At 65.0% G+C, this 22,205-nt stretch carries 16 protein-coding genes and 1 pseudogene; 4 read left to right on the forward strand and 13 right to left on the reverse strand.

Annotated elements, in window-relative coordinates; all coding sequences use genetic code 11:
- Positions 1–17: 17 nt before the first annotated feature.
- The gene (locus C8J98_RS17785; RefSeq protein WP_107914528.1) at positions 18–674 is read left to right on the forward strand and encodes a DUF1120 domain-containing protein; all 657 of its coding nucleotides are present in this window, start codon (positions 18–20) and stop codon (positions 672–674) included.
- 65 nt (positions 675–739) lie between these two features.
- A complete protein-coding gene (locus C8J98_RS17790) occupies positions 740–1,408 on the forward strand; it encodes a DUF1120 domain-containing protein (protein ID WP_107914529.1) in 669 nt (222 codons plus the stop codon).
- A 17-nt stretch (positions 1,409–1,425) separates the two neighbouring features.
- Here the strand turns inward: C8J98_RS17790 and ilvN are convergent, their stop codons facing one another.
- The 13 genes and pseudogenes from ilvN to C8J98_RS17855 all read right to left on the reverse strand — a co-directional run bounded on the left by ilvN (position 1,426) and on the right by C8J98_RS17855 (position 18,582).
- Positions 1,426–1,905: an acetolactate synthase small subunit gene (gene ilvN / locus C8J98_RS17795; RefSeq protein ID WP_107914530.1), complete on the reverse strand. Its 480-nt coding sequence runs from the start codon at positions 1,903–1,905 to the stop codon at positions 1,426–1,428.
- Between the two features lie 2 nt (positions 1,906–1,907).
- A complete protein-coding gene (gene ilvB, locus C8J98_RS17800; protein ID WP_107914709.1) occupies positions 1,908–3,701 on the reverse strand; it encodes a biosynthetic-type acetolactate synthase large subunit in 1,794 nt (597 codons plus the stop codon).
- A gap of 222 nt (positions 3,702–3,923) precedes the next feature.
- Complete coding sequence (ilvC, locus tag C8J98_RS17805) at positions 3,924–4,943, reverse strand: ketol-acid reductoisomerase (RefSeq protein ID WP_107914531.1); 1,020 nt, start codon at positions 4,941–4,943, stop codon at positions 3,924–3,926.
- Between the two features lie 158 nt (positions 4,944–5,101).
- Positions 5,102–6,841, reverse strand: coding sequence for a dihydroxy-acid dehydratase (gene ilvD / locus C8J98_RS17810; RefSeq protein ID WP_107914711.1), 1,740 nt, complete (start codon positions 6,839–6,841; stop codon positions 5,102–5,104).
- 26 nt (positions 6,842–6,867) lie between these two features.
- Positions 6,868–7,932 carry a 3-isopropylmalate dehydrogenase gene (leuB, locus tag C8J98_RS17815; protein ID WP_107914532.1) on the reverse strand — a complete coding sequence of 355 codons (1,065 nt, stop codon included), beginning with the start codon at positions 7,930–7,932 and terminating at the stop codon, positions 6,868–6,870.
- Complete coding sequence (gene leuD, locus C8J98_RS17820) at positions 7,929–8,525, reverse strand: 3-isopropylmalate dehydratase small subunit (RefSeq protein WP_107914533.1); 597 nt, start codon at positions 8,523–8,525, stop codon at positions 7,929–7,931. The genes leuB and leuD overlap by 4 nt, the downstream gene beginning before the upstream one ends.
- Positions 8,522–9,937 (reverse strand): 3-isopropylmalate dehydratase large subunit, encoded by a 1,416-nt coding sequence (leuC, locus tag C8J98_RS17825; RefSeq protein ID WP_107914534.1) that lies wholly within the window; start codon positions 9,935–9,937, stop codon positions 8,522–8,524. Before leuC ends, leuD begins: the two co-directional genes overlap by 4 nt.
- The gene (locus C8J98_RS17830; protein ID WP_107914535.1) at positions 9,934–10,884 is read right to left on the reverse strand and encodes a branched-chain amino acid transaminase; all 951 of its coding nucleotides are present in this window, start codon (positions 10,882–10,884) and stop codon (positions 9,934–9,936) included. Before C8J98_RS17830 ends, leuC begins: the two co-directional genes overlap by 4 nt.
- A 35-nt stretch (positions 10,885–10,919) precedes the next feature.
- Positions 10,920–12,125: pseudogene (locus tag C8J98_RS17835) on the reverse strand (2-isopropylmalate synthase); the annotation flags it as partial.
- Positions 12,126–12,733: 608 nt separating this feature from the next.
- Positions 12,734–14,011, reverse strand: a complete 1,278-nt coding sequence (thrC, locus tag C8J98_RS17840; RefSeq protein ID WP_107914537.1) for a threonine synthase — start codon at positions 14,009–14,011, stop codon at positions 12,734–12,736.
- Positions 14,012–14,013: 2 nt separating this feature from the next.
- The gene (locus tag C8J98_RS17845) at positions 14,014–14,964 is read right to left on the reverse strand and encodes a homoserine kinase (RefSeq protein ID WP_107914713.1); all 951 of its coding nucleotides are present in this window, start codon (positions 14,962–14,964) and stop codon (positions 14,014–14,016) included.
- Positions 14,958–16,058: a homoserine dehydrogenase gene (locus C8J98_RS17850; protein WP_233260284.1), complete on the reverse strand. Its 1,101-nt coding sequence runs from the start codon at positions 16,056–16,058 to the stop codon at positions 14,958–14,960. Before C8J98_RS17850 ends, C8J98_RS17845 begins: the two co-directional genes overlap by 7 nt.
- Positions 16,059–16,590: 532 nt before the next feature.
- The gene (locus C8J98_RS17855) at positions 16,591–18,582 is read right to left on the reverse strand and encodes a bifunctional 2',3'-cyclic-nucleotide 2'-phosphodiesterase/3'-nucleotidase (RefSeq protein ID WP_107914538.1); all 1,992 of its coding nucleotides are present in this window, start codon (positions 18,580–18,582) and stop codon (positions 16,591–16,593) included.
- A 234-nt stretch (positions 18,583–18,816) separates the two neighbouring features.
- On the opposite strand from C8J98_RS17855, the gene C8J98_RS17860 reads away from it, so the two are divergent.
- Positions 18,817–21,075 (forward strand): TonB-dependent receptor, encoded by a 2,259-nt coding sequence (locus C8J98_RS17860; protein ID WP_233260285.1) that lies wholly within the window; start codon positions 18,817–18,819, stop codon positions 21,073–21,075.
- 71 nt (positions 21,076–21,146) lie between these two features.
- On the forward strand, positions 21,147–22,187 hold the full coding sequence (locus tag C8J98_RS17865) for a glycerophosphodiester phosphodiesterase (RefSeq protein ID WP_233260276.1): 1,041 nt from the start codon (positions 21,147–21,149) through the stop codon (positions 22,185–22,187).
- The last annotated feature ends 18 nt before the right edge of the window (positions 22,188–22,205 follow it).

Here is a 22,205-nt window from a genome sequence, read left to right on the forward strand (position 1 = left end):
GCAAAGGAGACGTTTCAATGAAATACCGCCCGATCCTTCTCGCGATCATGTTCCCCGTCGTGGCCGCTGCGAGCGAAGCGGACGCCTCGAGCGCGGAGCTCCGCGTCGGTGGCAGCATTATTCCAGGCGGGGCCTGTGGGGTGACTGTCGGCGATGGCCTCATCGACCTGGGTCGGCTGAAGCGAGACAAGCTCAATGCGACCACGCCGACGCCGCTGAAGGAGGAAAAGGTACGGATGGACATCAACTGCGGGAGCCGATCGCGCTACGCGCTGGCCGTGAGCAGCACGTCGCACGGGGCGAGCAACCACATACTGGATTTCGGACTCGTGTCGGACCCTGATCATCTTCCGACAGGAAGTCTTTTCATCCGTTTCGACAACAACGCGACGAGGATGGATGGCGAGAATGGCTACGTCACAGGGACCGACGAGGTGGCGGATCTTGCGAATGCAATCTGGGGCCCGTCGACCGGCAGCATCATGCCCATCTCGAACGGCAGGCAGGTGGCGGGCTTCGTCACCAGTGAGGGCAGCAGCGACACCCCCTCATACGTCAAGGACCTCTACACAACCCTTCTGCTGTATCCGCAGATCCGCCCCTTGAACGAGCTTTCCCTGAACGACGACATCGTCTTCAGCACCGACGTCAGCTTCGAGATCAGGTACTTCTGACAGAAGCTATTCACGAACGCAGGCAGGAAGCGCCTGCCAATACAGACACTCAAGAAGGAAGTCACATGAGAAACCTGAAGATTCTTTGCACCTCGGCATCTCTGGTGCTTGCCACATCAGCCTCTGCCGGTGAATCAAGCGCGGATCTGCTGGTCAGGGGTGCCATTACGCCAGGCGCCGCATGTTCCCTGGCAGTTCAAAGCACGCTGAGCCTCGGAACAATCCGGCGCGACATGCTGAATCCGGATCCCACTCAACCTACGAAACTGGGGGACAAGGAGGTTCCGATTACCGTTACGTGCCCGCAGCCCCAGCGCTTTGCATTCGTCATCAGGGAAGGTGGCGGGCAGGACGCGTCCGACCCCGAGGCCTTCCCCATGCGCTCGGTCGAAGGCGATAACCAGGTGGGTAACCTTCGACTCAAGTTCATCTCACACACGACCCTGATTGACGGAAAGACAAAAGGCTACGCGACCGGTGCTAGCAGCGACGCCGACCTAGGCCAGGCTACGTGGGGGCCTTCGACGCCGCATACCGAGAAGCTGCCGATCAGGAACGGCCTCTTCGCGGTGGGTTTCGTGACACAGGCGAACAGTACGGAGGCTCCCGTCAACATGACGAATCTTTATGTAAGGGTAGTGGCGGAGCCGAGCATCCATCCCGTCAATGACCTGGACCTCACTGCAGACATCGGCTTCTCCAGCGACCTTGGACTCGAGATCAGCTACTTCTGAGCGACGGGTGGCTCCCGTCAGGCCATTGCGATGGGGCGTTCGATCGCGGCGATACCACTGCGTGCGTGATCGACGATGTTACCCACGAGGCGGAGCGCATCGAGAAAAGAGTCTACCTCCTCAGCCCGGCCGGTAAACTCCGCCACCGACTGGTTGCCGGCCCGTTGCAGGAGGCGTCCACCGAACTGGGCGAGGCAGGCATCGACGGCAGCTGCGCCGGCTTCGACGTGGGTGACCAGGAGTTCGCGCTCCACATGTTCGCGTAGGGTGATCTCCGCGATCTCGATCACGTCGACGAGCTTCGCGGTCTGCTTGATGATCTGCTCAACGACAGCGTCGTCGCCGAACACCACCAGGGTGAGGCGAGACGCTTCGACATCGTGCGTCGCCGCCACGGTGAGTGACTCGATATTGTAGCCGCGCGAGGCGAACAGGCCGGCGACACGTGCCAGTGCGCCGGCTTCGTTCTGCAACAGCATGGAGATCAGGTGGCGCATGGTCAGAACATCCCTGTGGGTTCGGCGGTGTCGATCACCGGTGCATGGCGACTGGCAATCCAGTCGCCGGTGATCATCTCGGCATAGGTGGAACCGGGTCCGACCATGGGATACACGCCAGCGTCGGGATCGATCACCACATCGAGAAAGGCGGGGCCGTCGAAGGCGAGAAACGCGGCGATTGCCGACTCAATGTCGGCGGGTTGTTCAAGGCGTCGCGCCCACTCGAAGCCATCGGCCTGGGCGGCGCGAACGAAATCCTTCTTGTGCAGGCTCTTGTCCGACGCGGAGAACCGGCCTTTGAAGAACAGTTTCTGCCATTGGCGAACCATGCCGTCGCCGCTGTTGTTCATCACCAGGACCTTGACGGGCAGGTTGTACGTGGTGACGGTTTCCATCTCGCCGATGTTCATGCGGATGCTCGCATCGCCGTCGATATCGATCACGATGCGGTCGCGTCGTGCAAACTGCGCACCGATGGCGGCGGGCAGGCCGAAGCCCATGGTGCCCATCGAGCCCGAAGTGAGCCAGCTGCGCGGCTCGCGAAAGTCGAAGTACTGCGCGGCCCACATCTGATGTTGGCCGACCCCGGTGCTGATGATGGCGCGCCCGTCGGTGATGCGGTTGATCGCCTCGATGACCGCACAAGGGTGGATGGCCGCGCCGTCACGGCAGAAGTCCATGGCATGTGTTTTCTTGAGCGCGGCGACGTGGGCGTGCCACGGTGCGTAGTCGGTCTTGAAACCGATGCTTCGTCCATAAGCCAGCAGGCGATCCAGCGAGGTATCGAGTGAGCCAATGTGTTGCCAGTCCACCGCCTTCACCTTGCCGATCTCGGCCGGGTCGATGTCGATCTGGGCGATGGCCCGCGCTTTGGGTGCAAACTTGGCCGGCACACCCACCACGCGGTCATCGAAGCGCGCACCCAGGGCGAAGACGAAATCGCAGTCGTCCATCGCGTAGTTCGCATAGGCCGCGCCGTGCATGCCGAGCATGTGCAGCGCGAGCGGGTCGGTAGTGTCGAAGCCACCGATGCCCATCAACGTGGTGACGACGGGCAGGCCGAAGGCGTGCGCAAACTCGCGCAGGGCATCGGCTGCACCAGCCGAGACAATGCCACCACCTGCATAGATGAGTGGACGCTCCGCTTTGGCGAGTGTGGCGAAGAACTCGGCGCAGTGAGTGTCGTCGATGACGGCGGACTCCACGGCGTGCAGGCGGGACCGATAGCCGCGCACGGCAAGCTCGCGACGGCCTTCGAAGATGAGCGGGGCATTCTGGACATCCTTGGGAATGTCGATAACCACCGGTCCCGGTCGCCCGCTGCGCGCTATATGAAAGGCAGTACGCAGGGTGGCCTCGAGCGTGGATGCATCCGTGACGAGGAACACGTGCTTCGCGCAGGCGCCCATGATCGCGGTGATGGGCGCCTCCTGGAACGCGTCGGTGCCGATCGCCCCGGTGGGGACCTGACCACAGATGACAACCAGGGGAATCGAATCGGCCATGCAGTCACGCACCGGCGTCACGGCGTTGGTCGCGCCAGGGCCGGAGGTGACCAGTGCGGCGCCGACGCGCCCGGAGGCGCGCGCATAGCCCGCCGCCATGAAGCAGGCGCCCTGCTCGTTGGCGGGAACGATGAGCGGAAGGGATTCGCTGCCATCCTCGTGGAGGTGGCTTTCGTTGTAGCGGAATACCGCGTCGTACACGGGAAGGATAGCGCCGCCGGAGTAACCGAAAAGTACATCGAGGCCCTCATCGGCAAGCACCTGCACGACGATGTCCGCCCCGGTCATGGACTTGCCGGCCAGGGGATGATTCACGGCTGCGCGGCGAATGTCGCCGACGGGTTCCAGTTGCGCGTTCACGGGTATCTGAGTCCTTTAGCGTCGAAGAGCCGGAGCTCGTGTAGGAGCCGCTTCAGCGGCGACGGGTGCTCGCCGCAATAGTCCCGCTGCCACGGGATCGCCGATGAATCGGCTCCTACAGAAGGGCGCGTGTGCGCCATTGCCTGGTGATTAGTCGGCCTTGGCGGGTTCGGTGGCAGCTTTTGGCTGGTTGGTGGCGAGCCAGGGCATCCGTGCGCGCAGCTGGGCGCCGACCTTCTCGATCGGGTGATCCAGATCGCGCTGCTTGAATGCCTTGTAGTTGGGCAGGCCGGCCTGGTACTCGGCCGTCCACTCACGGGCGAACGTACCGTCCTGGATCTCGGTGAGTACCTGCTTCATGCGCTGCTTCGTGCCTTCGTCGACGATGCGCGGTCCGCGCGTGTAGTCGCCGTACTGCGCCGTCTCCGAAATGAACTCGAGCATGCGGGCGATGCCGCCCTCGTAGAACAGGTCGACGATCAGCTTGAGCTCGTGCATCACTTCGTAATAGGCGATCTCCGGGCGATAGCCGGCTTCGACCAGGGTTTCGAAGCCCTTGATCACCAGTTCGCTGGCACCCCCGCAGAGCACGGCCTGCTCACCGAACAGGTCGGTCTCGGTTTCTTCCTTGAAGTCGGTTTCGATCAGCATGGCGCGTGCGCCGCCGATGCCCGCGGCGTAGGCCGTGGCGCGTTCGGTTGCATGGCCGGTGGCGTCCTGGTGCACGGCGTACAGACAGGGCACACCACGACCGATCTCGTATTCGCGGCGGACGAGTGCACCCGGACCTTTCGGCGCGACGAGTACCACGTCGATGTCCTTGCGCGGGTCGATCTGGCCGAAGTGCACGTTGAAGCCATGCGCGAACAGCAACGTCGCACCGGGCTTGATGTTCGGTTCGATCGACTCTTTGTAGATCCCCGGCTGGGTCATGTCCGGCGTGAGCACGGCGATCAGGTCCGCGCCACGCACAGCGTCGCCGGGCTCGGCCACGGCGAAGCCGTCGACATAGGCGCGGCTCCATGACGGGCCGCCGGGCCGCAGCCCAACCACCACGTCGAGTCCGGAATCTTTCAGGTTGAGCGCGTGTGCGCGACCCTGGCTGCCGTAGCCGAGCACGGCGATACGGGCATTTTGCAGCGGAGCGGTAGTGGCTTGCTTATCGGTCACGGGGGTGTCTCCTGATGCGTACTGGCGAATGGCTGTGGGTACTGCGTGTGGCGATGCTTTGTGTGGGAGCCGCTTCAGCGGCGATAGGGCTCGCAATAAGGTCGGAGTTCTCGCTTCGCAGGAATCGCCGACGAAGTAGGCTCCCACATGAGTCAGCCTCAGTTGCCGATCAGCTCCTGAGTCATGTTTTCTTCATCGGACTTGCGTCGGATGGGCGTCGTGGCGGCTGTCGTTGCGGGCGCATCGTCGAAGGCCTGCGTAACGGCGCCTTCCGCCGCCGAGCCCACGAGGCGCGCGTACTTCGCCAGCACACCTCGCGTCACCTTCGGCGGTGTCGGTTGCCATGTGCCGCGGCGCGATGCGAGGTCGGCGTCGGTTCGCAGTTCGCGTGTCGAGGCATCGATGAAGATCGCATCGCCTTCGCGGATCAGTCCGATCGGGCCACCGCGCGCTGCTTCCGGTGCGATGTGCCCCACCATGAAGCCGTGCGTAGCGCCGCTGAACCGGCCGTCGGTGATCAGGGCCACGTCGTTGCCGAGGCCGCGGCCGACAAGGGCGGCGGTGACGGCCAGCATTTCGCGCATGCCCGGGCCGCCGGCGGGGCCTTCATTACGGATGACCATCACGTCGCCGGAGCGGATCCGGCCTGCCTGCACGGCCGCGAAGGCCTCTTCCTCACTTTCGAACACGCGCGCAGGCCCGGCGTGGCTCGTGCGACCGTGACCAGCCAGCTTCAGGATGCAGCCTTCCGGTGACAGGTTGCCGTAGAGGATGCTGTAACCGCCGCGCGGCTTGAACGCATGGGCGACGGAGCGCACGACTTGCTGCCCCTCGGCTGCCGGAGGTGCCGCATCCAGCTCCGCGAACAGGCTGCGCCCGGTGACTGTCGGCGTATCCGTCAACAGCCCGGCCCTGCGCAGCTCCTGCGCAACGATGGCGGTGCCGCCAGCGGCAGTCAGCTCCACGGCGCTATAGCGACCACCGGGTTTCAGGTCCGCGATCACCGGCGTATTGGCTGACGCAGGCTCGAAGTCTTCGATGCTCAGCGGCACGCGGGCCTCGTTGGCCATCGCCAGCAGATGCAGCACGGCATTGGTTGAGCCGGCGGTCGCCGCCACCATGCGTGCCGCGTTGTCGAAGGCCGCACGTGTCATCACGTCACGCGGCAGGCGGTGGTTGTCCAGGCAAGCCATGGCGAGCTCGCCACAGCGGAAGGCGGCCTCACGCTTGGCCGGGTCGGTGGCGGGAATATCGTTGAAACCCACCGGCGACAGACCCAGCGTGGTCAGCACCATCGCCATGGTGTTGGCGGTGAACTGGCCGCCACAGGCTCCGGCGCCCGGACAGGCATGGCGCTCGACGTCGTCCAGCTCGGCGTCGTCGATCTTGCCCGCACCGTGCGCGCCCACGGCTTCGAACACTTCCTGCACGGTGATCGGGCAACCGTTGCGACTACCGTGCGCGATGCTGCCACCGTAGAGCGCGACGCCAGGGATGTTGAGACGCGCCAGTGCCATCGCGGCGGCCGGAATCGTCTTGTCGCAGCCGCAAAGCACCACCATCGCATCCAGGCAATGGCCGTCCACCGCCAGTTCAATCGAGTCGGTGATCACCTCGCGGCTGACCAGCGACGAACGCATGCCGGAGGTGCCCATGGCAATACCATCGGTGACGGCGATGGTGTTGAACTCCACCGGCGTACCCCCGGCGGCGCGCACGCCCTCGGCCGCCGCTTCGGCAAGGTCACGCAGATTGAGGTTGCACGGCGACACGTTGGACCAGCTGTGCACGATCGCGACCATCGGCCGTGCGATCGCTTCGTCGTCGAGGCCAGTGGCGCGCAGCATGGCGCGTGCCGGAGCGCGATCCGGTCCGGTCTTGATCGCATCGCTGCGCAGCGTGCGGATGGGGATCTTCTTCTCGTTCATGCGGCCTCCGCCTTGGCGTTACATGCATCCAGAACAGCTCGCGTCACGGTATACGTCGTCGCATTGCCACCCAGGTCGCGCGTGAGATTGCCGTGCTCGAGTACGTGATCCACCGCGGCTTCCACCACGGCGGCCTCGTCGACCAGGCCCAGTGAATGGCGCAGCAACATGGCGGCCGAGAGAATCGTGCCCAGGGGGTTGGCCAGCTGCTGCCCGGCGATATCAGGCGCGGAGCCGTGGATGGGCTCGTAGACGCCGGCGCCCGGACCGCCGATGGACGCGGAAGGCGACAGGCCCAGCGAACCGGCGAGCACCGAGGCTTCATCGGTCAGGATGTCGCCGAACATGTTTTCGGTCACGATGACGTCGTAGTCGGCGGGACGGGTGAGCAGGTGCATTGCCATCGAATCGACCAGCTGGTGTTCCAGCTCAACGTCGGGGTAGTCGGCACCAACGCGCGTCGCGACCGAGCGCCACAGGCGTGAGGTTTCCAGCACGTTGGCCTTGTCCACCGAGGTGACTTTCTTCTTGCGTGTACGTGCCAGTTCGAAAGCATGGCGAACGACGCGCTCGATCTCTTCGACGCTGTAGCGGCACTCGTCGGAGGCGTCGGTTTCGCTTCGCGTCTTCGCGCCGAAGTAGATGCCGCCGGTGAGTTCGCGAATGAAGACAAGATCGACACCCTGTGTGCGTTCGGCTTTCAGGGGTGACAACGCCGCGGTGCGCGGATGCAGTTTCAGCGGACGCACGTTGGCGAAGACGCCGAGCAGCTTGCGCATGGCCAGCAGGCCCTGCTCGGGGCGAATTTTCGCATTCGGGTCCGACCACTTCGGGCCGCCGACCGCACCCAGCAGGATGGCATCCGCGGCGAGCAGCGCTTCACGCGTGGCCGGCGGCAGCGGATCGCCGAAGCGATCGATGGCATCGCCGCCGATGGCATGCTCGCTGAAGGTGAACTGGTGACCGAAGCGCTCGGCCACCTGGCGCAGCACGGCGACGCCGGCCGCTGCTACTTCGGGGCCAATGCCGTCACCCGGCAATACGACGATCTGGGCCTTCATGCGGCTTCCTCCAGGCGGTGTTCGAAGGCGGCGATGGCAGCCTCCTGTTGCAACAGGAAGCCCATCTGGTCCACGCCGTTGAGCAGGCAATGACGGGAGAAGGCATCGAGGTCGAAACGGATCGTGCCGCCATCGGGCAGGCGGATCGAACCCTCGGCGATGTCGATGCGCAGTTCGATACCGGGGTTGTCGAGAAGCCAGCGATGCTCGGCCGTACTTACGACGATGGCGAGCAGGCCGTTCTTCAGCGAATTGCCACGGAAGATGTCCGCGATCTCGCTGGAGATGACCGCCTGGATGCCGTAGTCCAGCAGGGCCCACGGCGCGTGTTCACGCGAGGAACCGCAGCCGAAGTTGTGGCCGGCGACGAGAATCGCGCAGCCGCGTGCGCTGGGCTGGTTCAGCGGGAACGCGGGGTCGTCACTGCCGTCGGCGGCATAGCGCCAGTCTTCGAAGCAGTGCTTGCCCAGACCGGTGCGTTCGGTCGTGGTGAGGAACCGCGCGGGGATGATCCGGTCGGTGTCGATGTTCTCGTTGCGCAACACCGCGGTGCACGAATGCACGTAGGCGAGCGGGCGGGTGGTCTGGCTCATGCGGCAACTTCCTGGGTCATGTATTCGCGGGGATCGGCGACGCACCCGGCCACCGCCGAGGCGGCGGCGACAAGCGGGCTGGCCAGCACGGTGCGTGCGCCCTTGCCCTGGCGTCCTTCGAAGTTACGGTTGCTGGTAGCGACGACGAGCTGGCCCGGCTGGGCGAGATCGCCGTTCATGGCGATGCACATGGAGCAGCCTGGCTCGCGCCACTCGGCACCAGCAGCGCGGAAGACCTCGTGCAGCCCTTCGCGTTCGGCGTCGCGACGGACCTGCTCGGAGCCGGGCACCACCAGTACGCGCACCCCGGCCGCGACACGGCGTCCACGCAGAATGCCGGCTGCCGCACGCAGGTCGGACAGGCGGCCGTTGGTGCAGCTGCCGATGAACACCACGTCGACGAGTTCGCCAGCCATTGGTTTGCCCGCCACCACCTGCATGTAGTCGAGCGCGCGCTGTTCCACGGCGTCGGCGGCGGCGGGCACGTTCGCGTGGATGGCGACGACCATGCCCGGGTGGGTGCCGTAGGTGACGGAAGGTTGGATGGTCGAGGCGTCGATGCGTACTTCGCGGTCGTACGCCGCGCCGGTATCGCTGGGCAGTGTCTGCCAATAGGCGACGGCGCGGTCCCAGGCCTCGCCCTTCGGTACGCGCTCGCGACCTTCCAGCCAGGCGAATGTCGTCTCGTCGGGAGCGATCAGGCCGGCGCGTGCGCCCGCCTCGATCGACATGTTGCAGACGGTCATGCGCTCTTCCATCGACAGGGCGCGCACTGCGTCGCCCTTGTACTCGAGCACATAACCCGTGCCGCCGCCGATGCCGATGCTGCCGATGATGTGCAGGATCAGGTCTTTCGCGGTAACGCCGGGCTGCAATGCGCCGTCCACATGGATGGCGAACGACCTGGGCTTGCGCTGGAGCAGGCACTGCGTGGCCAGCACATGGCCGACCTCGGTGGTGCCAATGCCGAAAGCCAGCGCACCGAACGCGCCGTGGGTGGCTGTATGACTGTCGCCGCAGACGATGGTCATGCCCGGTTGCGTCGCTCCGACCTCGGGGCCGGCCACATGCACGATGCCGCGTTGGGGACTATCCCAGCCCATCAGCTCGACGTCGAACTCGCGGACATTGGATTCCAGTTTCGCAACCTGCGCTTCGGCTTCCTTCGTGTAGTACGGACGAACGCCACTCGCGTTGGCGGGCAGGGTCGGTGTGGAGTGGTCGAGTGTCGCCAGCGTGCGATCGGGGCGACGCACCTTCAGGCCGCGCGAGCGCAGCTCGTCGAAGGCCTGCGGTGAGGTCACTTCGTGGACCAGGTGCAGGTCGATGTACAGCACGCCAGGCGTGCTCTCCGTTTCAGGAGCGACCTGATGGCTGTCCCACAGCTTATCGAACAGGGTACGCGCGCTCATGCGGCAGCCCTCCCGGCGACGGCAGGTTCATCGATGGCGCTCAACCAGCCCCAGCGATCTTCGGTGCGGCCGTCGAACAAGCCGAAGAAGTCTTCCTGCAACTGGCGCGTGATCGGACCAGGGCGGCCATTGCCGACGGGCTTGCGATCGACCGAGCGCACGGCGGTGACCTCCGCCGCGGTGCCGGTCATGAACACTTCGTCAGCGAAGTAGAGCATCTCGCGCGGCAGTGACTGCTCCACGACGTCGAAACCGCGTTCACGAGCGAGGGTCAGCACGGAATCGCGCGTGATGCCGCAGAGGATCGACGACGCGGCCGGTGGCGTGTAGATGGTGCCCTTGCGCACGATGAACAGGTTCTCGCCGGCGCCTTCGCTCAGCAGGCCGTCGGTGCCCAGGGCGATGCCTTCGGCAAATCCGCCGTTGATCGCTTCGCGGGCGATCAGCTGGCTGTTGAGGTAGTTGCCGCCGGCCTTCGCGCCGCTCGGGTAGGTGTTGGGCGCCGCGCGGTTCCAGGAGGAGACGCACACATCCACGCCGTTCTCGATGGCATCCGCGCCGTGGTACGCGCCCCAGGGCAGGGCGATGATGGCCACGTCCACCGCGGTATCCAGCGGCGGCGCGAGGCTGAAGGTGAAGCCGCTGCGGAAGACGATCGGGCGCACATAGGCCGAGGTGAGGCCGTTGGCGGCAATCACGTCGCGGCAGGCGCGGTTGATCGCATCGGCGTCGAATGGGATGGCCAGGTCGTAGATGCGCGCGGAGTGAAACAGGCGCTCGGTGTGTTCTTCCAGCCGGAAGTAGCGCGGTCCGTCGGGGGTAGCGTACACGCGCACGCCCTCGAACACGGAGGATCCGTAATGCAGCGCATGTGCGCCGACATGGACGGTGGCGTCGGCCCAGGTCTTGATGCGACCGTTGTGCCAGAGATGGGTCGGGGCTTCCATGTGGTGCTCCTTCAGGGACTAAGGGCGACGGCGGCGGTCGCGGTGTTGTTTTGATGCATGGCCATCAGAGAACAGAGGTCATCGTTGGTCACTGAGCGCTGTTTGTCTGTAAGGGTTTTAAAACTATCGAAGACGGCGTCGAGCGTTGCTTCATCGACCTGGTACTCGAGTTCGACCAGCCGCTGGCGCAGCGCGTGGCGGCCGGAATGCTTGCCGAGAACCAGCGAGGTTTTCGCACCGACGTCCTGAGGACGCATGATTTCGTAGGTGCCGCGGTGCTTGAGCATGCCGTGTTGATGAATGCCGGATTCATGGGCGAAGGCGTTGTCGCCGACAATGGCCTTGTTACGCGGCACGGCCTGGTTGGTGACCTCGGCGAGCAGGCGCGAGGTGGGGAACAGGCGCTCGGTGACGATGCCGGTATCGACCTTGAACAGCGGGCGGCGCGTGTGTAGCGCCATCACGATTTCTTCCAGCGCCGCATTACCGGCCCGCTCGCCGATGCCATTGATGGTGCATTCGACCTGCCGTGCGCCGGCGCTGATCGCGGCCAGGCTGTTCGCGGTGGCCATGCCCAGGTCGTCGTGGCAGTGCGCGGAGAACACCACGCGGTCCGCGCCGCGTACATGCTTGCGCAGGTAGGCGAACATCTCGGTGATCTCCTGGGGGGTGACGTAGCCGACGGTGTCGGGCGCGTTGAGCACGCAGGCACCGGCTTCGACGGCGACGGAGAAGATCTCGGCCAGATAGTCTGGCTCGGTGCGCAGCGCGTCTTCGGCGGAGAATTCGACTTCGTGAGCGAGGGCCTTGGCCCGGAGGATCGCCGTTGCGGCGATATCGATCACTTCCTGCTTGCTTTTGCCGAGCTTGTGCTCGCGGTGCAGGGGACTGGTGGACAGGAACAGGTGGATCCGTGAGTGTCGCGCGCCTTGCAATGCCTTACCCGCACTGTCGATGTCCGCTGGCTGACATCGGGCCAGTGCGGCGATCGTGGGCGTCGTCAGCGTCCTCGCGATCTCCGCCACGGCGGCGAAATCATCGGGTGAGGCTTGGGGGAACCCGGCCTCGATGATGTCGACACCCAGCGCCTCCAGGGCGTGTGCCATGCGCAATTTCGCACGCCGGTCCATCGAGAAGCCGGGGGCCTGCTCGCCGTCGCGCAAGGTAGTGTCGAAGATGCGCACGCGGCCGCCTACGTCGCTCTCGACGGATTCGGTGCTGCCCTGGTTTGCTGGATTCATGTCTGGCTCCGCTCGTGAATGAGGCGGGCCTGGGGCAATAAAAAACCCCGCATCCGTTGCCGGGTGCGGGGTTCTTAAGGAGTCTTCAGGTTTGTTTCTATTTACCTGGACACTTGCCCTTAGCCCGCACCTCCGCAGGTAATAAGTACAAGGTTAATAAGAAGGAGGCCGCCGCCAAGACGCAGCTTGCCTACTGCCGCCGGAAGGCGGTCAAGGGCAAAGCGGCCAGTGGTGGTGCGCTGCGTCATGTCACCGAACGTATGTCAGTTCGCCGACGGGTGTCAACACTTTCTCTTGAAACTTGTTTCCTAGGACATTCGGACGGCTAGACGCCCGAGGCGGTGGTTTGCAGTGGGAGAGCGCATTCCGTCGGCGGTTCCGAGGAGTGGTATTGGGGACTGTCCTGTCGGAAAAGCATCGCCGCTGAAGCGGCTCCCACAGCGGCTCCCACAGCGGCTCCCACTGTGGTTGCCACAGTGGTTCCCACAGCGCCTCCCACTGTGGTTGCCACAATGGTTCCCACGCAAGGCGCGGACTGGGCAGCAGCGCGGACTGGGCGGCTCTTGTGTGGGAGCCGATTTATCGGCGATAACCCGGTCGCGGATGGGCTACCAGCGGCGCAGCCAGTCTGCGAGCGCCCTGCCTTGTGCGGCGAGTGGCTCAGCATTCGCCTTGCGGCCCAGCATGGCACCCAACGCTTCGGGCACTTCCACGGACCGTCCGATCAGCGGTTCCACGACGGTATCGAATTTGGCCGGATGTGCCGTCGCCGCAACGGTCCAGTGGCGCGAGTCTCCCGACATCCGCCGTCGCTCCAATACGCGCATCGCCGTCGCCGTGTGTGGGCAGAAGACCTCACCGTCGCTGGCGGCGTGACGCCGTATGACATCGCGGATCTCGGCATCATCCACGCCTTCGGCGTGACCGCCGCGGCGTGCGTTGTCGTCTCCTCCGAAGAGGTGGCTGAGTCGTTCGAAGTTGCTCGGCGCACCCACGTCCATCGCATTGGCGATCGTGGCGATGGCGTCACGTGCACGATAAGCCTGGCCGGCGAAGAACTCAGGGAGCGTGTCGTTAGCGTTGCAGGCAAAGAGCACATCACCGATGGGAAGGCCGATCTTTCGCGCCCACAGGCAGGCCACGGCGTTGCCTAGATTGCCGGTGGGGACGATCACATTCATCGGGCCATCGGAAGCCAGGGACGCGTGCCCGAAGTAGGCCATCTGCGGTAACAGACGACCCAGGCTGATGCTGTTCGCCGAGGACATCGGTACGTCCGCCTGCAAGGCGGCATCGCCCAGCGCGCCTTTCACCATGCGCTGGCAGTCGTCAAAGCTCCCCTCCACGCGCAGCGCGCGCACGTTGCCGCCGAAGCTGCCGAGCTGGTGGGCCTGACGCGGCGAGACGCGGTTGTCCGGGTAGAGAATGGCGACGCGCACACCGGGCAGGTTGTGGAAGGCCGCCCCGACTGCCGCGCCGGTATCGCCTGACGTGGCGACGAGGATGGTCAGCGGGCGATCACCGTCACGGCGCAGACGGCTCATGCAGGCGGCGAGGAAGCGCGCACCGAAGTCCTTGAATGCCGCGGTCGGGCCATGGAACAGTTCGAGCACATGCGCGCCGTCGAGGCTCAGCTGACGACGCGGCGCCGGAAACGCGAAGGCCTCGGCGCAGATGGCCGGGAGATCGTCTTCGAGCGGATCGCCCTCGAAGAACGGCTCGAGCATACGCAGCGCCGTGCCGGCGAGGGATGCGTTCGGCGGTGGCAGCGATACCCGCGGCATCCTCTCGGGAACATACAGCCCGCCATCGGGCGCGATGCCGGCAGCGATGGCATCGGAAAGACGTGTGGGCGCGGCACCGCCGCGCGTGCTGACATAGCGCATGGTCAGAGCAGCCGGGCGGCAGGGCCGTCGATGGGCGCGACGAGCACGTCGCTGTCATGTCCTGCGGCCTTGAATGCGGCATGCATGTCGACCGACGCCGCCTCGGCGGAGGTACGATCCTCAAACCAGCCGAATACGCTTGGACCGGCGCCGGAGATGCTGGCGCCGAACGCGCCATGGTCGAGTGCGGCCTGCTTCACCCGGGCGAAGCCGGGAATAAGCGGCGCGCGGCGCGGCTCGACCAGTACGTCGGAAAGTCCTTCGCGCACCAGCGCCGCTTCGCCGCGATAGCAACCGGCCAGCACCAGCGCGAGGTTGGCGCTCTGGGCAACGAACTCACTCAGCGCGTAATGGCCGGCGAGCGCAGCGCGGGCGCGACGGGTCTCCAGCACGACATGCGGATGGACCAGCGCGCAGTACCATTGGGCCGGTACCGGGATGCGCACGAGGCGCTTGTCGGTAGCGAGCACTAGTCCGCCGAGCAGCATGGGGCCCAGATTGTCACCATGACGACTGCCGCTGGCGACCGCCTCACCGTCCAAAGCGAACGGATACAGCGCCTCGCGCGACAGCGGCTCGTCCAGCAACGCATTCGCAGCGACCACCGCGGCGACGCAGGAAGCGGCCGAGCCACCCATGCCCGAGCCAAGCGCTATGCCCTTGTGCAGCACCAGCTCGAAACCGAACGGCAGGTCGAGCGCATGCATCATCGAAAGCAACGCGGCGCCGGCGGTGTTGTCCGCGGCGGCCATCGGCAGGTCGGTGATCACCCCATCGATGGCGGCGATACGCACTTCACGTCCGGAAATACGGCGCACTTCGGCGCGATCGCCCGCACCTGCGACGCAGTGTCCAAGGATGTCGAAACCGATGCCGACATTGCCGACACTGGCGTATGCCTCGGCCACGGCGACATCCGCACGGACCAGGGGCGAGGATTCTTCTTTCAACATGCGCACCGTTTTACTCCCATGGCGCCAGCCACGCGCAGCAGGTCCGTGAAGACCGCCGCGGCGGTGACCTCGGGGCCGGCACCCGGCCCCTGGACAACCAGCGCATTGTCGCAGTAACGGCGCGTGGCGAAGCGAACCACGTTATCGGTGAGGCGTGAGTGCGCGAAGGCATGGTCGGCACCGACCACCTGCACGCCCACGGACGCCTGGCGGCCGTCGAGGCGGGCTACGTGGCGCAGCACGCCGCCCGCGGCGCGGGCATCGGCAAGCAGGGCGGCCATTGGTGCATCCATGGCTTGGAGGCTATCCATGAAGTCTTCGCGGGTACAGGCGGCCAGTTCGGCGGGGATAAGGCTGCGTACGGAAACCTCGTCCAGCGACAGCGATACGCCGGCTTCGCGGGCGAGGATCACCAGCTTGCGGGCGACGTCCATGCCGGAGAGGTCGTCGCGGGGATCGGGCTCCGTGTAGCCCATGGCGTGGGCCTCGCGGACCAGGGCCGAAAAAGGTGCCGAGCCGTCGAAGCGATTGAATAGCCAGGCCAGCGTGCCGGAGAGCATGCCTTCCACGGCGAGTAATTCATCGCCCGTGTCGATCAGGTCGCGCAGGGTCTGCACCACCGGCAGGCCCGCGCCCACCGTGCCTTCGTAGTGCAGGCGGGCGCCGCTGGCGTCGGAGGCACGGGCAATCTTGTGCCAGCGATCCAGCGGACCGCTGGCGGCGCGTTTGTTCGGGGTGACGATGTGGATGCCCGCGCCGAGCCAGCCGGCGTAGTGGTTGGCCACTAAGTCGCTGGCCGTGCAGTCGGCCAGAACGGCCACTTCGCCCTCGTGCCCGGCGACGTACGCGGCGAACTCGTCGAGCTCGGCCGGACGCCAGATCTGGGCGCCGTGCTGGCGCCCGTTGAGGGCGTCGTCGTCGCAATCCAGCCACATGTGCCGGCTGTCGCTCACTGCCCGAAGGCTGAGTTGCAGGTTGCACTCACGCAGCAGGCGCGGCGCGGCGAGGCGCATCTGGGTCAGGAAGGCACTACCGACCTTGCCGGGTCCGACGACACCGATATTGACCACGAGGGGGGCGACGGCCGCGCGAATAGGCGCGACACGTAAGGGCGAACGGGGTAATGCGATAGCGATGGACACGATCAAAGCCTCCGGTGAGAGGCCCTTCGTCACATCAGGTGGGGGATCTTGGCTGGGAGTTCCGGCGCCGATCCCGTCCTGCGGGAGGTCGGGGCCGGCAGCGACAAGGAACTAGGCGCGCGCGAACTCCGATCCTCCGACCAGGGTAGTGGTCGTTGTCGTTGTAGTCGCGGTGGTGGATACGGACGCGAGCGCGCCGGCCGGGAGGGCCGGGATGAAACGCAGCGCTGGCGTATTGAGATGCATGAGCCCGACGTTATGCCCGCGTGTGCGCGGCTGTCAAGCGGGGCGGGGCTGGCCGGATGGCCTATGTGGATTTCGGCGATGCTGCCGAGGGGTGCGGCCCACTTCAGGCCGGACCACTGCAGGAATGAACTGTGGGAGCCGCTTCAGCGGCGATGGGGTTGCGGCAAGTCCCCTATCGCCGCTGAAGCGGCTCCCACAATGAGCAGGGCGCCGCGATAGCGGGCCCCAGTAAGCGAGATCAGTGCTTCGAGAGGTCGAGGGCGTAGATGGCGGTACCGTCGCCGTTGTCGCGAAGCTGCTTGATTGCCAGGCCCTGGGCCCTGGCGATGTCTTCCTTGCCTGCCGCGGCGGTGAAGGTCAGGCTGCCCTTGGTCTTCACGGGCACGAAGCGCCACGAGCGTTTGTCGACATCCTTCGCCGTGATCGTCTTTTTCGCTTCGACCCACTTGATGACGACTTCGCGGTTTCCATCCGGTGCATTCAGCACGACGGAATCACCGTTCATACCCGGGAACCCGCCGCCGCCGTTCGCGCGATAGCTGTTGGTCACCACGATGAAGGGCTGGGTGTCCTTGACCGGCTTGCCCTTGTAACGGAGGTTGCCGATGCGCTGGCCTTCCGGCTTGGTGATGTCGATGGTGTAGGTGATGCCACCTTGCATCTGGTCGAAGTTATAAGCGACGAACTTGCCGGTCAGCGGCTGCTCGCCTTCTTTCGATGGATCGATCTGGTTGAAGCGCCGGGCCGATTCTTCCAGCCACGCCTTCACCCCTGCGCCATCGATCTTCACCGCGGCAAGCGTGTTCGGATAGAAGTAAAGGTCCGCCGCATTGCGGATCGTCATCGGGCCCTTCGGTACATCGGTGTAATCGTCCGGACCGCCGAAGCCCGTGCGGAACGCGGACGCGGCGGAGATCAGCGGGACGTCCTTCCATTCCGGGTGGGTGCGGCTGAGTTCGTCACGCGCGTAGTCGGCCTGCGCGGCGTTGACCACGGCGAGCGCGCTCATGTTGCCTTCGTCGGCGAAGTAGCTGGTCAGGTCGTGATCGGTTGCACCGATCGGTGTGTTGACGTAGGCGATCGTGGCTTCGTGCGCCTCTTTCACGATCGGCTCGATAGTCGGGTCGACCGCGACGCAATCGTTTTTCTTCGGGCAGATGGGACGGACCTGGCTGTGGCTCTTGTCCTTCTCCACCACCCAGTGATCGCCCTCGCGCTTCAGCGTCATGTTGATCACGCCGAGGTCCTTGCCGAAGAAGCCCCCCATCACGGCGGGCACGCCGCGCACGATGCCGCGCTTCGCGTCCACATCCTTCATGTCCATATAGCGCGGCCCCGGAAACTCGGTATGCGAGTGACCCAGCAGCAGCGCGTCGATGCCGGGCACGCCGGCGAGATACCAACCACCGTTCTCCATCTGCGGCGTGTACGGCGCGGTGTTGAGGCCGCCGTGCAGGATGGCGACCACCAGGTCGGGCTTCTGTGCGAGCACTTCCGGCATGTACTTGTTCGCGGCTTCGACGACGCCGTCGACGGTGACCTTGCCCTGGAGATTGCGCTTGTCCCAGTCGAGAATCGGCGGTGGCGTGAAGCCGATGATGCCGATCTTCAGTGTGGTCGGTACGACTTTGCCCATCGCCGTGGTGACGTTGACCGTCTTGGTCACGATGGTCCAGGGCTTGAAGATGGGCTTGCCGTCACGCGCGCTGTAGACGTTGGACAGGACCAGCGGGAACTTCGGCCCCGCGCACTGCTGTGCCTTCACGCCGTCCACGTTCATCGACGTGTTGGTGACCTGGGCGAGGAAGGGCAGGCCGTAGTTGAACTCGTGGTTGCCGGCGGTGCCGCCGTCGTAGCCAACCGCGTCCATCGCGGCGTAGATGCCGAGCTCCGTATCGCAACCCACCGGTTTGACCATGGCCTGGTAGTCGGCGAGCACCGAGCCCTGGATGGTGTCGCCGCTATCGAACAGCACGGTGTTCGGGAACTCCTTGCGCGCCTGGCGGATCAGCGTGGCGACGCGTTCGTAGCCGAAGGTCGGGTCGTCCTTCTGCTTGTAGTAGTCGTACGAGAGGATGTTCGAGTGGACGTCGGTCGTCTCGAGGATGGCCAGGTCCAGCGTCGCGCCATCGGTGATGGCCGCGGGGCTGGCGGTCTTGTCTTTCGGCGCGCTGGCGCAGGAAGCGAGCAGGGCGGCCGAGAGCGTGGCCATCGCGAGATGCTTGAGCATGGGGTATCCGGTGGGACCGAGGGTATCGGGTCGGGAAACTAGCAGAAACCGAAGGTCTGGCCTAACCGTGACTGTCCTGGGAAATGCGATGGGCGTCACCTCTTCGCAAGAATCACATCCTTTCGTAAGAAAACATACATATCGCATCCGCAGGCTAGCCGGCTTCCCCCAACGACGAGCTCCCTGTCGATGACGCTTTCCCGCCGTACCCTGTTTCTCGCCCTTGTTTCCGCCATGTCCCTCCAGGCCCATGCCGAGGACGTACCGCCGCCCACCGCCGCCGATCAGGCGCAGCAGCTCGAAGGCGTCTCGGTGATCGGCCAGGGTGAAACACGACAGGTGCAGCGCATCACGCCGGCCGACCAGAGGATATTGCCGCCGGGGACCAGCCCGCAAAAGATCCTCAATCGCCTGCCGGGTGTCTCCGTCCAGTCGAACGACGCCTTCGGCGCCAACGAGGAATCGCAGACGATCACGCTGCGCGGCTTCAATGCGACGCGCCTGGGCTATACGCTGGACGGCCTGCCGTTGGGCGATAACGCGTATGGCAACTACAACGGCCTGAACATCTCGCGCGCCCTGATCGCCGAGAACATGGCGACGGTCGAACTGTCCGAAGGCATCGGTGCACTGGGCACCGCATCGACGAGTAACCTCGGTGGTGCCATCCAGTACTTCTCCTCGGACCCGGCAAAGACCTTCGGCGGCAAGGTCGCGCAGACCTTGGGCAGCGACCACAACCGGCGCAGTTATGCGCGCATCGATAGCGGCGACTACAAGGGCTTCTCCATGTACCTGTCCGGCGCGCACAGCGACGCGGACATGTGGGCCAACCCCAACTCGCCGACCAACACCAAGCAGTTCAATGGCAAGGCCGTCTATGAGTTCGGCGAGGGCAACCGGATCACCGGTTTCGCCGATACCTCGCGTACCAGCCAGGCCGACTACGCCTATCTGTCCAGGAGTGGCATGAAGCGCGGCCTCGGCTGGGACTGGAATCTTTACGCGCCAGACTGGAACCGCGCGCTGGCCGCGGCCTATTGCGCGCCTGCGTACACCAAGGGGGGCGTGAGCGATCCGCGTTGCGGCTTCTCCGGCGGCGTCGACAACATCGACGACGCCTACTACCAGAGCCGTGCATTGCGCCGTGACGACCTCTACTACCTCGCCGGCGACTTCACGGTCTCCGACTCGGCCACATTGCATACCCAGGTCTATCACCACGAAGATGCGGGCCAGGGTCACTGGTGGTCGCCGGGTCAGAAGTCGTATCCGGGTACGGCACAGGAGCTGCCGATCTCCATCCGCAGCACCAACTACACGATCAACCGTAACGGCGCCATCGCTTCACTAGCGTGGGATCTTGGTGGCCATCATGTCGAGGGCGGCCTCTGGTACGAGAAGAACGATCACCACGTCGAGCGCAACTTCTATTACATCGACGGACCGGTGAGCGACGATCGCTACCTTTCGGATCCGGATCGCCGCCTGTTCGCCCAGGACTATGTCATCACGACGAAGCAGGCCTACCTGCAGGACAGTTTCAAGGCGTTTGACGACCGCCTGAGTGTGGACTTCGGGGTGAAAAGCCCGCACACCACGATGACCGCGCGCGAATTGCCGGGTGTCGAGAGTCCGTACGCGAACGGTACGCTCAAGGCGGAGAAGTCCTTCCTCCCGCAGGCGGGCCTGGCCTACCAGCTCGCACCTGGCCAGGAGTTGTTCCTCTCTTATGCGAAGAATATCGCAGCCTTCCAGGGTGGCGGCGCCGGCGGCCCGCTCTCGGTCTCGCAGGCCGCGTTCGAGGGCACGAAATCCAGCCTGAAGCCCGAAGAATCGCGCAGCATCGACGGCGGCTTCCGCAGTGTCGGCACATGGTACGAAGCCTCCGTCGCCCTCTACGATGTGAAGTTCGACAACCGCCTGCTCTCGCTCAATCCTTGCCCGAGCATCGAGCAGGGCACGCGCCCGGAGTGCAACACCGCCTTCGTGAACGTCGGATCCGTCAGCAGTCGTGGTGCGGAGTTCACCTTCATCTGGAAGCCGGTTCGTGGTCTCGAGTGGTACAACTCGGCTTCGTTCAACCGCTCGAAGTACGACGATAACTACGTCGCCAACGGCCAGGTCGTGCCGGTCAAAGACAAGACCACGGTCGACACGCCCAAGCGCATGGTGGCGAGCGAGATCAGCTATACCTATGGCCCTTGGTCAGCCAGTTTGCAGGGCAAGTACACGGGTAAGCGCTATTACACATACACGAACGACCAGAGCGTGGCCGGCGCCACCGCCTTCGACTTCGGCGCGAGCTATGACTTTGGTCCGGTCGCCAGCCTCAAGGCACTCACCCTGGCTCTCAACATCACGAACCTCACCGATCACCGTTACGCGACCAACCTGACCGCCTTCGCGGCCACGGATCCGAACGGCCGCGCGCTCGCCTTCCACGCCAGCGCGCCGCGGCAGAGCTTCGTCACCCTCACGGCGGATTTCTGATGAAGACACAGACACGCCCTTTGTTTGCACTATCCTCGTGCGCTCTCGCCCTGGCGTTGGGAGCGCTTTCGATGTCCACGCATGCAGCACCGGCCAAGCCCCTCGCCGCGAAGGTTCTTGTCATCGGCCATCGTGGCGCAAGCGCGCTACGTCCCGAGCACACGCTCGCGTCCTACGCGGTCGCCATTGAGGACGGTGCGGACTTCGTCGAGCCCGATCTGGTGTCGACCAGGGACGGGGTGCTGGTCATCCGTCATGAGAACGAGATCGGCGGCACGACCGACGTCGCCGCGCGTCCGGAGTTCGCCGGCCGGCGCGCCACCAAGACGGTCGACGGCGTGCAGATCACGGGTTGGTTCACCGAGGACTTCACGCTCGCCGAGCTGAAGACGCTGCGTGCCCGCGAGCGCCTCGCCGATATCCGCAAGGCCAACACGGCTTACGACGGTCAGTTCAGCGTGCCGACCTTCGACGAGATGATCGAATACGTCGCCGCGGAGTCGTCGGCCCGCGGTCGCGTCATCGGCATCATTCCCGAGATCAAGCACTCCACCTATTTCCGTGGGGTTGGGTTGCCGATGGAAGACAAGGTGCTGGCCACTCTCGCGGCACACGCGTACACGCGCACGGCCCCGGTCGAAATCCAGTCCTTCGAGGTCGGCAACCTGAAGTACCTGCACGGCAAGCTCGGCAAGGGGCATCCGAACATTCGCCTTCTCCAGCTTATGGATGACGCCGGCGAGCACCCGGCCGACGATGCCGGCACGACCTATGGCGCGATGATGACGCCGAAGGGGCTAAGGGCCGTCGCGACCTACGCCGACGCCATCGGGCCGTCGACGCGCAGCATCATTCCGCTGGACAAGGACGGCCGCCTGGCGCCTGTAGCCCCGTTGGTCCATGACGCGCACGCCGCCGGCCTAGAGGTCCATCCGTACACGTTCCGGCCGGAGAATCACTTCCTCGCTGCGGATTTTCGCAACGATGCGGGGGATTCGGCGCGAAACGAGGCGGGCTCGGTGGCCGAGATTCGGGCCTACCTGGCGACGGGTATCGATGCGTTCTTCACCGACGATCCGGCATTGGGCCGGAAGGCGCTGGATACGCCATAGCCTGCCCCTTGTGGGAGC

Origin of the sequence: Luteibacter sp. OK325 (assembly GCF_003050935.1) — a bacterium.
Lineage (GTDB): Bacteria > Pseudomonadota > Gammaproteobacteria > Xanthomonadales > Rhodanobacteraceae > Luteibacter.